The sequence below is a fragment of the Weissella bombi genome (genome assembly GCF_900094835.1).
GTDB lineage: Bacteria > Bacillota > Bacilli > Lactobacillales > Lactobacillaceae > Weissella > Weissella bombi.
Map to the genome: position 1 here is coordinate 1 of NZ_FMAO01000002.1, position 13,927 is coordinate 13,927.

The 13,927-nt window shown below is 36.0% G+C and carries 10 protein-coding genes and 1 rRNA gene; 2 read left to right on the forward strand and 9 right to left on the reverse strand.

Annotated features, from left to right (window positions below; all coding sequences use genetic code 11):
* The 6 genes from GA0061074_RS02160 to GA0061074_RS02185 form a co-directional block, all read right to left on the reverse strand.
* Positions 1-167: ribosomal RNA gene (locus GA0061074_RS02160) — 16S ribosomal RNA — on the reverse strand; the annotation flags it as partial.
* Positions 168-585: 418 nt separating this feature from the next.
* Positions 586-1,287: an NAD-dependent protein deacylase gene (locus GA0061074_RS02165; protein WP_092461472.1), complete on the reverse strand. Its 702-nt coding sequence runs from the start codon at positions 1,285-1,287 to the stop codon at positions 586-588.
* A gap of 10 nt (positions 1,288-1,297) precedes the next feature.
* Positions 1,298-2,248 carry an IpaB/EvcA family protein gene (locus GA0061074_RS02170; protein WP_092461473.1) on the reverse strand — a complete coding sequence of 317 codons (951 nt, stop codon included), beginning with the start codon at positions 2,246-2,248 and terminating at the stop codon, positions 1,298-1,300.
* Positions 2,249-2,263: 15 nt separating this feature from the next.
* A complete protein-coding gene (locus GA0061074_RS02175) occupies positions 2,264-3,529 on the reverse strand; it encodes a hydroxymethylglutaryl-CoA reductase, degradative (protein WP_341853152.1) in 1,266 nt (421 codons plus the stop codon).
* 143 nt (positions 3,530-3,672) lie between these two features.
* Complete coding sequence (locus GA0061074_RS02180) at positions 3,673-4,143, reverse strand: MerR family transcriptional regulator (protein WP_092461475.1); 471 nt, start codon at positions 4,141-4,143, stop codon at positions 3,673-3,675.
* 68 nt (positions 4,144-4,211) lie between these two features.
* Entirely contained in the window at positions 4,212-6,383 is a 2,172-nt protein-coding gene (locus tag GA0061074_RS02185; RefSeq protein WP_092461476.1) for an LTA synthase family protein, read from the reverse strand.
* A 156-nt stretch (positions 6,384-6,539) separates the two neighbouring features.
* Between GA0061074_RS02185 and GA0061074_RS02190 the strand changes: the two genes are divergently transcribed.
* Positions 6,540-7,004, forward strand: coding sequence for a GNAT family N-acetyltransferase (locus tag GA0061074_RS02190; RefSeq protein WP_092461477.1), 465 nt, complete (start codon positions 6,540-6,542; stop codon positions 7,002-7,004).
* A 59-nt stretch (positions 7,005-7,063) separates the two neighbouring features.
* On the opposite strand, the gene GA0061074_RS02195 is transcribed toward GA0061074_RS02190, so the two are convergent.
* Together GA0061074_RS02195 and GA0061074_RS02200 are read right to left on the reverse strand one after the other, a co-directional pair.
* Positions 7,064-8,032, reverse strand: a complete 969-nt coding sequence (locus tag GA0061074_RS02195; RefSeq protein WP_092461478.1) for a helix-turn-helix domain-containing protein — start codon at positions 8,030-8,032, stop codon at positions 7,064-7,066.
* 148 nt (positions 8,033-8,180) lie between these two features.
* Complete coding sequence (locus tag GA0061074_RS02200; protein ID WP_092461479.1) at positions 8,181-10,547, reverse strand: MMPL family transporter; 2,367 nt, start codon at positions 10,545-10,547, stop codon at positions 8,181-8,183.
* A 113-nt stretch (positions 10,548-10,660) separates the two neighbouring features.
* On the opposite strand from GA0061074_RS02200, the gene GA0061074_RS02205 reads away from it, so the two are divergent.
* A complete protein-coding gene (locus tag GA0061074_RS02205; protein ID WP_092461480.1) occupies positions 10,661-11,164 on the forward strand; it encodes a TetR/AcrR family transcriptional regulator in 504 nt (167 codons plus the stop codon).
* Between the two features lie 60 nt (positions 11,165-11,224).
* Here GA0061074_RS02205 and GA0061074_RS02210 read toward each other — a convergent pair whose 3' ends face one another.
* Complete coding sequence (locus GA0061074_RS02210) at positions 11,225-13,915, reverse strand: HAD-IC family P-type ATPase (protein ID WP_092461481.1); 2,691 nt, start codon at positions 13,913-13,915, stop codon at positions 11,225-11,227.
* Positions 13,916-13,927: the final 12 nt, after the last annotated feature.

The window sequence follows — 13,927 nt, forward strand, 5'->3', positions numbered from 1 at the left end:
CTAAGAGGTAGGTTACCCACGTGTTACTCACCCGTTCGCCACTCTTTGAAATCAAAAAATCAAATCAGAGCAAGCTCATCATATCAATTAAGCACAAAGCGTTCGACTTGCATGTATTAGGCACGCCGCCAGCGTTCATCCTGAGCCAGGATCAAACTCTCATTTTAAAAGCTTGAGTATAACTCATTAATTTGTTTTGTTTAACAGAAGTTAAACGAATTTACTAGCGAATTGACTTCGCAAATGTTTTTGTTTCAAGTAATAATACTTGAAGACCCTACACATTTGTTCTATCGAAACGATATTCAGTTTTCAATGACCTACGTCGTTGTCTCGCTGACAACTTAATCTATATTACATGATAAGCAATTCATTGTCAACAACTAATTTCATCAAATTATGAATTAATTATTTTAGAATGAATATACCAAGTAATACTGCCGGCTCATTTGCCAACTCATTAATAATAACAGGAATCTTAACGTTCGTCAACAGGTTATTAAGAACAAATTTTTACGAACATTATTTAGCACCTTAATAAAGAAAAAACTGGTACCTAAATACCAGTTTCTATCTATATAGAAGTTAAATATGCAACTCTTCAAAAAATTCACGTGCATCTCCAACAACTTGCTCTACATTAGCGGGTGCCGGAATCTCTTCTAGATTAACCGCCAAAATTGAAGCTGTTGATTGGGCATATTGCAATAACCCAGCAAATGGATATACCACAAAACTCGTGCCGACAATAACAACAAGATCGGCTTGCATCACCCACTTTGCTGCTTCATCTACTCTAAAAGGAATTTCACCATACAAAGTAATCGCTGGCCGTAGTAATGCACCATCTTCACGATACTGTGACTTTAGATATGATGTTACATCGCTTTTTACCCCATCAACAGGAGCGTAAATATTATAGAGTGACCCATGAAACTCAATAACATTTTTAGCACCAGCCTCCAAATGTAATCCATCTACATTCTGTGTAATAATGCGTGCACGATTTTCATACGTTAAATCAGCCATCTTTTGATGAATAATATTAGGCTTTGCATCCAAAAAATACATATTATCCTTCATGAACTGATACATCTTGTCTGGTTCCTTAGCTAAGGCATCCGTACTCAATAAATATTCTGGTGGTAATGAGACACCATCATAAATACCACCCTTTGAACGGTAATCTGGAATACCTGAAGCTGTTGAAACACCCGCACCCGTCAAGAAGACAATACTTTTAGCATCATCAAACAGTTGCTGTATTTCTGGTGTTACTAATGTCATGTTTAACTCCTTAACGTATTGCAAATGGTTGGCCAAGCTTAACCAACACTTCTTTTACCGGTGTTTGGTAAAGCTCTTTAAAGAAACTAGCCAAATCATCATCAGGTGCTGCCAAAACAAAGCTATTTTGTCCAGATGTCTTAAGTAAGCCAGCGTAAGCTTCTTTGCCGGTATTACGATCTTGCATCGTTAGGTGCTTAATATCAAATACTTGTGCTAACGGTAAACGTAATTGGCGTTCTGACAAAACTGGTGTCAAAGTTGCAAATTCATCAGCATGAATTTCAGGTAAGTTCCAAGTTACCATTTGCTCATCAAATAATTTAAAAGCTGCAACAACAGCACGATGAACAGTAAATGCATTTTTAATATCATCAACACGCATTGCGTCAAAAATCTTTTGTGCAGCAGTCCATGCTTGTGGATAGCGTTCTGCCATCGTTTCAACAATAGCGTCTGTTTCTTCTGGCGCATTGTGCAAAAATACCTGTAAGTCTAATAGTGTTAACAAACGCAAAGCATTTTCACTGTTATCTTGCGCTGTCTCTGGTGTTAATGTTTGTTGTACACCAGCAACCATCCCCTTAACAACATCTGCCGTCAACATACCATGTGCTACCTGTTCACGATATATAATTGCACGCAACGCTGGCTGATATAGATGAGTAGTCATAACCATCAATTGATCCGTTAAATCAATATCTTCATCTTTAAGTTGGAAATAGATTTGTGGATACCCATTTAATGTTAATAACATCATTAACAACTCAGATGTTGCCAAAAAGTCAGGCGCAGTACCATCAGTTACTTCAACCATCAAACGTGTTCCTAGCATCTCTGTAGAAACTTGATCATACGTAATCACACCGGTTGCCATTTCATTACCACGTAAAATTACTGAACCAGGATATATCTCATTTACTTGGTCCAATAACGTTAACGTCTCTTTTGTAAATTTCATATTATCTTCCTATCTTTAATCCGTTACTTCTTCTCGTAACTCTTGCAATAATTTTTTCGCTGATGTGGCATCCATCTTAGGTGCTGCATTTAACTTAGCTACTAATCGATCGATTTCACCCGCTTGTGCACCAACTTGCACTGCTAGAGACTTTGCTTGCAATGCCATGTGTCCAGCCTGAATACCTGTCGACACTAGCGCCCGCAACGCTGCCAAATTTTGTGCTAAACCAGTCGCCACAATGATGCTTGCCAGTTCTGTAGAAGTCGGTTCTCCCATAATATGATGATTCAATTTTACTGCAGGTACAATGCCAATAGAACCACCAACAACACCAACTGACATTGGCATCGTTGTTGTACCAATTAACTGATCAGCAACAACCTGCCAACAGATTAAACCTTGATACTGACCATCATGAGCCGCATAGGCGTGCAAGGCTGCATTAACAGCTCGCGTATCATTACCACTTGCAAGCACAACCGCTTCAATACCGTTCAAAATACCTTTATTTGCAGTTACCGCGCGATGTGGTGATAAAGTTTCCATATGACTAGCTAAAGCTATTTTTTGTGCAACTTCCTCACCAGCTAAACCTTGTTTCGTTGCTAAAGCTGCAACCGGAATGGCCACCTCCGCCGTAATTAATGATTCCGTACCATAATTTGATAAGATTGCCATCAAAACTTCGTACCCTTGTTGACGTAATTTTGCTGCAACCGCTTCGGCCATAGTATTAACCGTATTGGCCCCCATTGCTTCTTTGGTATCTACCAAAACATTCACTGCGACTGTACTGTCATCCATTGTTTCAATCAAAATCTCTTTGGCACCACCACCACGTTTAGCCATTGATGGATGTGCATCATTGGCACATTGTAACAATGAACGCTCATGTTCACGTACATAATTTGATAATGCTCGCACATCCGCTACATGAACCAATAAAATTTGACCACGCATTAAGTGTTTAGAAAATTTAGTCTGCACACCAGTACCTTGACGCATAATTCGGGCACCATTATTAGCAGCCGCAATGACACTAGGTTCTTCCGTTGCCATGGGCACGATAACTTTTTTGCCATCGACCGGCAAATTTAATAATAATCCGGTTGGTACACCAAAATTATAAATATAATTCTCAATTTGCTGTTCGCCAATATAATTATAATTTTCTTTGATTAAATCTTGTTCTGCATTTGTTAACTGTTGATTATTGACTAAGATATCAACTCGTTCTGACCAAGAACGCTTATAAAATTGTTGCCAATCTGCCATCATTCATTCCTCTTTATTCTATCTTTTATTAGTTTAACAGTTATTAACCTTTTTTTGCGGGACAGCATTTAATTTTTATACAAAAATATCTCGAAATCATCAACCAAATAATTAGTTAATGATTTCGAGATATTAATTAGCTTTACCTATTCAGCATGAGTCGTATCTTCATGCCAAGGTCGCACAGTATATTTTACTTTCTTATTTTCATCAATCTGGGCATACAAACGTTGTGTTTCCTCTTCATCAAAAAAGCCCAAATCAACAGCCGGCTCATCATCCAATGAAACCACCCCTTGAACACTTTGTCGAATAACATTGTGCAGAACATGCCAATTCTCTTGGTGTTCTTTTGTTTTTTTAACAGCAGCCTTTAACGTATAACCTTCATCTAAAAACTGCTTAATTGAAGCAACAGTTACATAAGCCGTATAATTATATATTCGTGCCTCTTGTTCGCCTTCTCGAATTAATGAAGAAATAATCCCTTTGCTTTCCCAATAACGTAATTGACGAGTTGAAGCTCCCGTCATTGTTGCTAATTCACCTATCCGAAATTGAAATAACTCTGATTCCAGGGCTTTCATTCGGTATGAATGATCTCCTGAAAATGCCATAATCGTTCTCCTTCAATTAATCATAATCGTATTAATTGTTAGGTTATTTGACAAATTTGTCAACCTTATTATGGATTAGGCGTAGCATCGCCACCATCAGTGTCGTCACCACCATCTGGGTTAACTTGTTGAATACGTGATGTATCTGACTTTGGTTTATCCTTTTCAGGCGCATCAGTTTCATATAACGATTGCGACTTTTTATCATTACGCTGATGCCATAGCGATGTTGACTCATTACCTCGTTGTTCATCTAAGGTCTTCAACTTAGCTAACCCATTTGAGTAATTATATTTCGAAGCATCAACAGATTGGTAACCCTTTGGTTTATAGAAACGCAACAAATCTTTTTGGTTGAGGTTATCAGAAATTTTCAATTTCTCACGCACTTCTTGCTTATACTTATCAATCTTAGCTTGCAATTTCTTAGAAGGATTTTGAATTACTTCACCAGTCTTATTATCGTATAATTCATGATTCGTATACGTATATTCCGGCGTTACAAAATCTTTATCTCGGAAAGCAACAACTTGTTTACGATTTGTACTCAACAAATCTTGTCCCAGTTGCACATACTTCTTTGAATCAACCCCTAGCAAATGTAACAACGTTGGCATCACATCAATTTCACCACCGTAAGTATGGTTAATGCCACCACCGTGCCAACCTGGAATATTTACCATAAATGGCACGCGTTGCAATTGTGCATTATCATAATCTGTCCAATCATTTGGATCCTTACCAAGAACAGGTGCTAATTGTTTATTCTCTGAGTTTGAAATACCATAATGATCACCATATAGCACAATAATCGACTTATCGTATAACCCTGATTTTTTCAGATAATTGTAAAATTCACCAATTGATTGATCAAGATAGTGATTCGTTTCAAAGTATCCGTTCACAACATCAGAATCCGTATCTGACGTCGTAAAGTTAGGATCTTTATCCTCGTCATCCAAACTATATGGGAAATGATTAGTTACCGTAATATACTTTGCATAAAATGGTTGCTGCATCTTTTCAAGATATGGAATTGAATCATAGAATAACAACTTATCCTTTAAACCGTAACCCATGGCTTTATCACCAGACGTGTCATAATAACTTGCATCAAAGAAATACTGGTAACCCATATTTTTATAAACATTATTACGATTCCAAAAACTAGCATTATTCCCATGGAAAACTGCTGATGAATAACCACCATTTTGTTTCAAAATTGAAGGCATCGCTTCAAACGTTTGGTCATTTCCTTGGGTTGCAAACAATGATCCTTGTGGTAAACCAAACGTTGAAGTCTCTAACATGTTCTCAGCATCGGATGTTTTTCCTTGTCCAACCTGATGGAAGAAGTTATCAAAAGCAATCGTTGAATCAGAATGATAAATGTTATTTAAGTTTGGCGTAACTGCTTGATTGTTAACCTTTAAATCAAGAGAAAACTGTTGGAATGATTCTAGATGAATAACAAAAACATTCTTACCTTTTGCAATACCTGCATACTTGGCATTTGCATCTGTATAATTCTTATTAACGTAATCCAACACATTATCAATATCTGACTTTTTAGCTGACTTACGCATTTCAGTTACACCATGCGTTTTAATCCCATCAAATACTGTATATGCATCAATTCCTAAATATTTCACCAACATTTTACTATCAAACTGACGCGTGATTAATTGCGGACGATCAGCCTCACCCAATACTAAGGTTGTCATAAATCCAAATATAGCAAAGGTTGATATGGCAAACCCCATAAATTTAGAAGTAGCCGTTTTATCAAAATGCATCTTTTTAAACAAAAAGAACGCAATGAAAATCGGAATATCAATCCAGAACAACAAATCATGAATATTGGTCAAAGCAAATCCTGATGCCCCTAGGCCCTGATTAACTTTGTCATAGCCCAACATAGTGGCAACTGACATAAAGTCCGTAAATTCACGATAGTAAATAACATTCAAATGCACCAACAATGTACTAATAATGTACATAATCGTTGCAACAGAATAGAATAATTTTGATTTTTTAAAATAAAAAGCGATTCCAATAAGCAATAATGCTAATGGTATCGGATTTAGTAATAGCGTTATATATTGAACAACGGAAGCACCTGAATACAGATGGAAATCCATTATATTTGCTAATTGTGTTTTCGCCCAGACCAATACAACTAATAAGACAACAAAGCCGAACCGTGTATTGACCCAAGAAAAACGACTCTTATGCGCCATAATAGTTTTTCTCTTCTTTCTAAAACTCGTTTATTAATTTTTTAAATTTAGTATCTTAACAATTATATCGCAAATCGTTTTATGACACCTTACTTCTTTCATAAAATGAATAAATTGCGCTAAAATAATAACAATATGTTTATTGGGAGATAGTGTATGAATAAAGAAAATTTTACCATCCAACACGCTTATGGCATTAGTGAAATTAGTAAAGCAGCAATCGCTATTAGAACACAAGTCTTTATGATTGAACAAAATGTACCTAAGTCGGTTGAACTAGATAATTTAGATGACCAAACCATCCATTACGTCGGTTTTCTAGATAGCAAACCAATTACGACAGCTAGAATTGCTGAAAACAATGAACATACTAATTGGCATATCCAACGTGTTGCCACCATCATGGAAGCACGTGGTAACGGCTACGCTGGTCAATTATTGAAGCAAATCATTGCTGATGCAAAACAAGCTAATATCCATAGTCTCGACTTAGGTGCCCAAGTCCAAGCCATCGGTTTTTACAAAAAAATTGGTTTCACTGCCGAAGGTCCCGTTTTCCAAGAAGCTAACATTGATCATCGTCACATGATTTTAGAATTAACTTCTAGCAACACTAATTAATACAAAAAAGGCCGTTTGCTAACTGAGGTTTACACCTCACAAGTAGACGGCCTTTCCTATTAATCAGCATTTATGACATTTTGATAATCCAAAACTGGTTTGATAAATTCTTGATATGATTGTTGTGATAGATAAGTAAATGTTGGCCAGAAACGGTCATCCACCATAAAGTTCAAAGCTTTAACAGTCGCTTCCCACAATTTCTTTGCTTCATCTTCTTGCCCATCTAAAGTTAGCTTAAGTACTTCAGTCAATTTCTTAACAAACGTAAAGTAACTACCATAATCAGGGAATCGATTTTCTTCAATATAGCTCATTGTTGCAGAAACATTTTCCGTATCCCCATTTTCCAATGCTAACAACAACATTTGGAAGTTTAATAATGCAACATTCCAAACCGCTGCTGGCGCAAAATGATCCATTTCAACTAATCCATAACCTTCTAAGGCAATCATCTGTTCAACTTGACCAGTCATCTCGCTAACCATCTTCTTTACCGTATCATACGGTACATGACGGATGATATTTGCAAATAACAACATGTCAGTTGATGAATATAATTCACGATTCTTCAAAAACTTCACAATTGTTGGTCGCGCAATTTCGACTAAACGGTATCGTTGACCAAGATCAATTACTTGAGAATTAATTGCACGCACAACATTTAATAGTAGACGTGTATTATGTGTTTCCTCAAATAAAGCAAGTACTTGGTACACCATATCTTCATTTGGTGTTTTAGTATACGAATGTAAATCTAACCCTAATTCTTTAATCGTCACATCGACTAATTCTGGTTGCGTTAGATAGATATGTAATAGTAATTCATCATATGATACGTCAATTGTTGTCAGCAAATTTACAAAAGTGGTGGCACTGACACGACCATTTCCCTTTAAATAATCATACAAACGTGATCTTGAAATATCGACAGACTCTAAAATTCTCGGAATAGAAATATTACGCTTTTTAATAAAATGTATTAAGGCATTCCGAACTGCTTCGGCGGGCACACGGTTTTTTTCCATTAATAATTATCTCCCACAAAGTATTCTAATAATATTATTATAACGCGAATTTGGCTCCTAACCGAAAAATTTATACTTTTTATATTAATTACTTTCTTCACTAATAAAAAGCCGTCCATGTTACATACATGAACGGTTTTACCATGATTTAATCCTTAAACTTATTGTAGTAGTTAGCACCTGGGAAATACCAATTTGCTCTACCAAATATCTTAATCGTGGCTGGAATAATAATCAAACGGACAAAGAAAGCATCAAATAAGATACCACTTGCCAATGAAATTCCAATTGCCTTAATAGTTGGATCTTGAACCAATGCGAAACTACCAAAGACAGCAATCATAATTAATGCTGCTGTGATAATAACTGGACCACTTTCTTGCAAACCAGCCTTCACCGCAAGCTTATTATCACCGGTCGTAATATAAGTTTCACGAATTCTAGATACCATAAATACTTCGTAATCCATTGCTAGTCCAAAGATAATTCCAATAACAATCACTGGTAAGAATGCTAATATTGGTGCTTTTTCACTAATATTGAAAAGACCATCTTGCATAATCATGGTTGTTAATCCTAATGAAGCGAATAACGACAAACCAAAGCCGATAATCGCCATAAGTGGAATAATAAATGACTTAAACATAAACATCAACAAGACGAATGCCAATACCATTACGATTCCCGTAAACATTGGGATAGCGTTATTCAACTTTTCTGAAATATCGATATTAACGGCGTTCGTTCCGGTCAAAGTAATCTTAGTATCATCACTCTTTTGCAATGAATCCGAATAGCTGTTAATCTTTTGTGCCAACGTTTCAGTTTTAGCTGACGCAGTATTCGTCTTAGGCATAACAATAATTAACGCATACTTTTTATCCTTACTAATTTGAGCTGGCACATCTGATATGGCAGCTTTCTTTACTTCTTGTGTAATCTTAGCTTGATATTCTTGCGTTGCTTTTTGAATTGCTTGTTGTTGCTCTGCCTGACCAGCAGTTGGATTAGACTTCATTAAGTCCATCACCTTAGCTTGCACATATTTTTGACCATCAGCCTTAATCTTCTCTTGCATTGCTGGTGACTTATACTTTGCAACAGCTTCTTTATTAACAACAGGTGCTAGCATTTTCACATTATCCATCTTGGCAATATGATCAGTAGCTTTCGTTAGAATCTTCTTGTTTTGTGCATCAGAATTTGACGTATCCAACTTTACAACACCAACTAATGTTGCGTTGTAACCATCCCCAAATTTATCTGCTGTCATCTCATAAGCTTGACGTTGTGTCGTGTTCTTAGGTAATGCACCATCAAATGGCATTCCCAAACGCATGTGTGACACTGGAATCATAAAGGCACCCAATACAATCACACTCACGATAACCATAATAATTGGATGGTTAACAATTGACTTAGTCATAAAACCATCTTTTTTCGTCTTCGTTGACTTAACAGCTTTATCAGATGGCTTAACAAACTTATGCAACAATGAAATTAGTGCTGGCAATAGTGTTACAGCTGATAATACCGCAAACACAACACCAACAGCTGCTGCAATTCCCATCTGTGTTAGGAAATCAATACCAACTAATGACAAACCAACAAGGGCGATGATAACTGTGACACCAGCAAACAAGACTGAACTTCCAGCACTTGATAACGTAACTGCCATCGCTTCATCTTCTGATATCACCTTACCAGTCTTATGCAATTCATTTTGTCGACTTGTCTTTAACTCACCAATAAAACGATGCAAAATAAACAAAGCATAATCAATACCAACAGCCAAACTAATCATAATTGATAGCGTTTGAGCGACACTAGCAATTGAAAAGACATTCGTTCCCAGCATCACCACAATTAGTCCACTTACTAGACCAACAATCGCCGTAATAATTGGCAAACCAGCCGTCACAAATGACTTAAATAATACCATCAACAAGACAAAGGCAATCAAAATTCCAATAATCTCTGACGTACCACCAATGTCATAATCCATCATGACATTTCCTGAATAAGCAACTTTCAAATTGTTTGATTTTACTTTATCATTCGTGATTTTTTGAATATCATTTACAACACTCTTTGAAACATTATTAGCTTCTTTTTTGAATGTTATGCTGATAATACCAGTTGTCTTATCTTCACTAATTGTTTGTGAGTCATAAGGACTGGTAATTGTCTTAATGTTGTCTTGATGATCAGCTTTAATCTTCTTAACAGCAGCATTAATCCGTTTCTTATCAGCCTGTTCCTGAATACTGTCGTCTTGTTTATTTTGCACAACAATATTCATTGTCCCGGCATCAACCGATTGATTAAATTCTTTCTTTAGAACACTCTGCACATCAGTTGATGGCACACCTGAAATCTTCAAATTTGTATTAAAATGAGATCCCATGGCAACCAAACTACCAATGAAAACAATCAATATTACTACCCAAGAAAGGAGAACTTTAAACTTATTGTTATAAGTCCATTTACCAAACCTGGCTAAAAAATTATTCATCTATTTTCTCCTCCATATTAAACTATTAACTTATAATTTAATTGATTTTGCGAATGGTGTCCATGTACAATAAATGTGAAGTGCACATCAAATGGTCATCGGAGGGCATTTATATGGGAAATTTAAGCCAAAAAAGAATGGAAAAAGTTATTTTTACCAGTTTCAAAGAATTACTGATAAAAAATAAATTTTCAGATATTAGCATCACTATGATTGCTAATCAAGCCCTCATCCATAGAAATACTGTTTATCATCACTTTACTGATAAATATGACTTATTAAATAAATATATTGAATATGAAGCTAAAAATTTTCCTATCGATTTTAGTAATTTTGAAAACCATCCATTCCAAAACATTCATGATTTACTCATAACATCATTTGAAAAAATTATTAGCTACCAAAAAGATGATCATGATTTTAATTTAATTATTCAAAATGGTTTCTTAAAATTAATCGTCAACGCTCAAGAAGATGATCAAATTTTTTGGTTCATTGGCAAGATTGCCAGTATTTTATTATGGAATGATTTTCATAATGGTTATTACGAATTAATTCGTGACTATCAAGCATTGGATAAAATTTATCAAACCGGTGTCTTCCCTAAAGTTGAATAATTGGTTTTACCAATAGAAAAAGCAACCCTGGTATTAATTAAATACTAAGGTTGCTTTATTTTATCTATCAACTTTTTTTAAACGACGGTACTTGTCTAGCTCAGTAATAACCAAAACAAGCAATCCGATTGCAATAACAATACTCCAATTAATTAATGACAATGGTCCCGTAGAGAAGATAGTATTCATAAATGGCAAGTAAGTAAATACTATTTGCAAAATAATCATCAAACCAATTGCACCAAACGCCATTGGATTCGTCCAAAATGACTTACTCAATACAGAATCTGCAGTTCTAATATTAAATAGATAGAAAATCTTACCAAATATTATTGTATTAACAGCCATCGTACTTGCAATTGAAAAACCAACTAAATTATCAAACCACTCAAAGACAACTAGCGCTCCAGCAGCAATAATCACGCTGACATAAATCATTTGAAAAACATCATATCGATTCATTAATTTTTCTGTCGTTTTACGCGGTGAACGGTTCATAATGCCTGGCTCAGCAGGTTCAAAAATGAATGCCAGTTGTAACGTCAATGCTGACACCATATTAATCCATAACAATTGAATTGCCGTCATTGGCATTGTCTGTTGTAATAGAATACTAAAAACAACAATTAACCCTTCAGCAAAACTTGTCGGTAACAAATACAAAATCGTTTTACGAATATTATCATATAATCGTCGTCCTTGCTCAATCGCCGTTTTAATCGTTGAAAAATCATCATTAGCCAAAACCATATCTGCTGAATCCTTAGCAACGTCTGTTCCTTTAATTCCCATGGCAACACCAATATCCGCCTTCTTCAAGGCCGGTGCATCATTAACGCCATCCCCAGTCATTGCTGTAACTAAATTATTTGCTTGATATGCTGCTATAATGCGCAGTTTATCTTGCGGTGTCGTCCGTGCAAACACATCATATTTTGTAACGACTTCAGCTAATTGTGCATCAGACAAATCCTCAACATCTGATCCTGTAATAACCTGAATATTTTCAGCTAACCCAAGTTGTTTACCGATTGCCTTTGCAGTGTCTGGGCTATCACCAGTAATCATTTTTACATAAATACCAGCTTGACGCATATCAGCAATGGCATCAATAACTTCTGGACGTGGCGGATCAATAATCGCTGCTAATCCCAAAAAGTTTATACCGTACTTTTGTAACGTATCATGCGTTACTTCTTCAACATTTTGTTCAACATCAATATATCCAACTGCAATCACACGCTTCCCTGATTGTGCAAATTCCGACGCTAATTCAGACCAATACTGACGATCAAAATTGCCATTTTGTTCTGCTAAATCAAATAATTTGTCAGGAGAACCCTTAATTGCAATGAAACGTTCATATCGTTGATTTTCTGCTAAACGCGCCATGTAACGATAATCCGAATCAAAAGGAATTCGATCAATTTCTGTTAGCTTAGGATTTTTTTGACCAAAGGCTTTGTAATATGCCGACAAAAATGAAGCATCTGTCGGTTCACCATTAATATTCCAAACACCGTCTTCTTCAGTTAAGAAGGTATCATTAGCTTGATGCCCCATAGTTAAAAACATTTCCAGTTGGTTATCTTGTGTAACATCTACAGGAATGCCATCGTACAAAATCTCGCCTACTGGTGCATATCCAGTCCCTGTAACTTTATAATGCTTTTTAGCAATGACAATATCTTGAATTGTCATCTCATTTTTAGTTAGCGTTCCTGTCTTATCAGAAGCAATAATATCTACTGCTCCCAATGTCTCAGCAGCAGGTAATGTTTTCACAATAGCATCTTTTTTCGTTAGTTTTTTAACACCTGTCGCCAAGATAATTGAAGTTGCAGCAGGCAAACCCTCAGGAACTGAACCAACAATCATCGCAATAATTGCCATAACTAATGTTGGTAATTCATAAATATTTAAAAACCATCCAAAAACAAACACTAATAATGCAACAGCAATAATTACCCAAGAGATACCATTACCCAAACGGTTCAATTCTCTCGTCAAAGGTGATTTTTCACCAGAAACATCCGCAACACTTTTTGAAATTTGACCAATTTGTGTATTTATTCCCGTCGCAACAACAATACCCGTTGCACTACCATTGGTAACAGACGTTGATGCGTACGCCATATTACCTCTCTCCGCTAGTGGTACTTTACCCACCAAAACGACTTCATCCTTTAACACAGAATCAGCTTCACCTGTCAAAGAAGATTCTTGCACGCGTAGATTATCGGCATCAACAATTCGTAAATCGGCAGGAACATTATCACCTGCTTCTAAATAAACTAAATCACCTGGTACCAATTCACGTGCGGGTACATCAAATCGTTCACCATTTCGCAAAACCGTTGCATCAACAGATAACATGTTTTTGATTTTATCCAACGCATTACTTGCATTTACTTCTTGTATATAACCAATTAATGCATTCACAATAACTACTAAACCGATAACTACAGCATCCGAATAATGCCCCATCAATAGTGTTAAAGCTGCTGCAACAATTAAAATATAAATAATAACACTGTTAAACTGTCTCAAAAAAATCAACCATTTAGGAACTGATTTCAAAGTAACTTCGTTATAACCGTGTATCCTTAGCCGTTTATCTATTTCATGTGGCTGAAGCCCTGCTGGATAATTTGACTGTAAATCATCAATGACCTGTACCCAATCTTGATTATAAAAATCTGACTGTTTGGACAACAGGCCGTCATCTGACTCACTACTCGATCTATTCATTTGTACACCCCT

Bases quoted from the DNA above. Each gene is read 5' to 3' on its own strand.
- GA0061074_RS02165 (WP_092461472.1), bottom strand. From the start codon at position 1,287: ATGACATTAGTAACACCAGAAATACAGCAACTGTTTGATGATGCTAAA.
- GA0061074_RS02170 (WP_092461473.1), bottom strand. From the start codon at position 2,248: ATGAAATTTACAAAAGAGACGTTAACGTTATTGGACCAAGTAAATGAG.
- GA0061074_RS02175 (WP_341853152.1), bottom strand. From the start codon at position 3,529: ATGATGGCAGATTGGCAACAATTTTATAAGCGTTCTTGGTCAGAACGA.
- GA0061074_RS02180 (WP_092461475.1), bottom strand. From the start codon at position 4,143: ATGGCATTTTCAGGAGATCATTCATACCGAATGAAAGCCCTGGAATCA.
- GA0061074_RS02185 (WP_092461476.1), bottom strand. From the start codon at position 6,383: ATGGCGCATAAGAGTCGTTTTTCTTGGGTCAATACACGGTTCGGCTTT.
- GA0061074_RS02190 (WP_092461477.1), top strand. From the start codon at position 6,540: ATGAATAAAGAAAATTTTACCATCCAACACGCTTATGGCATTAGTGAA.
- GA0061074_RS02195 (WP_092461478.1), bottom strand. From the start codon at position 8,032: ATGGAAAAAAACCGTGTGCCCGCCGAAGCAGTTCGGAATGCCTTAATA.
- GA0061074_RS02200 (WP_092461479.1), bottom strand. From the start codon at position 10,547: ATGAATAATTTTTTAGCCAGGTTTGGTAAATGGACTTATAACAATAAG.
- GA0061074_RS02205 (WP_092461480.1), top strand. From the start codon at position 10,661: ATGGGAAATTTAAGCCAAAAAAGAATGGAAAAAGTTATTTTTACCAGT.
- GA0061074_RS02210 (WP_092461481.1), bottom strand. From the start codon at position 13,915: ATGAATAGATCGAGTAGTGAGTCAGATGACGGCCTGTTGTCCAAACAG.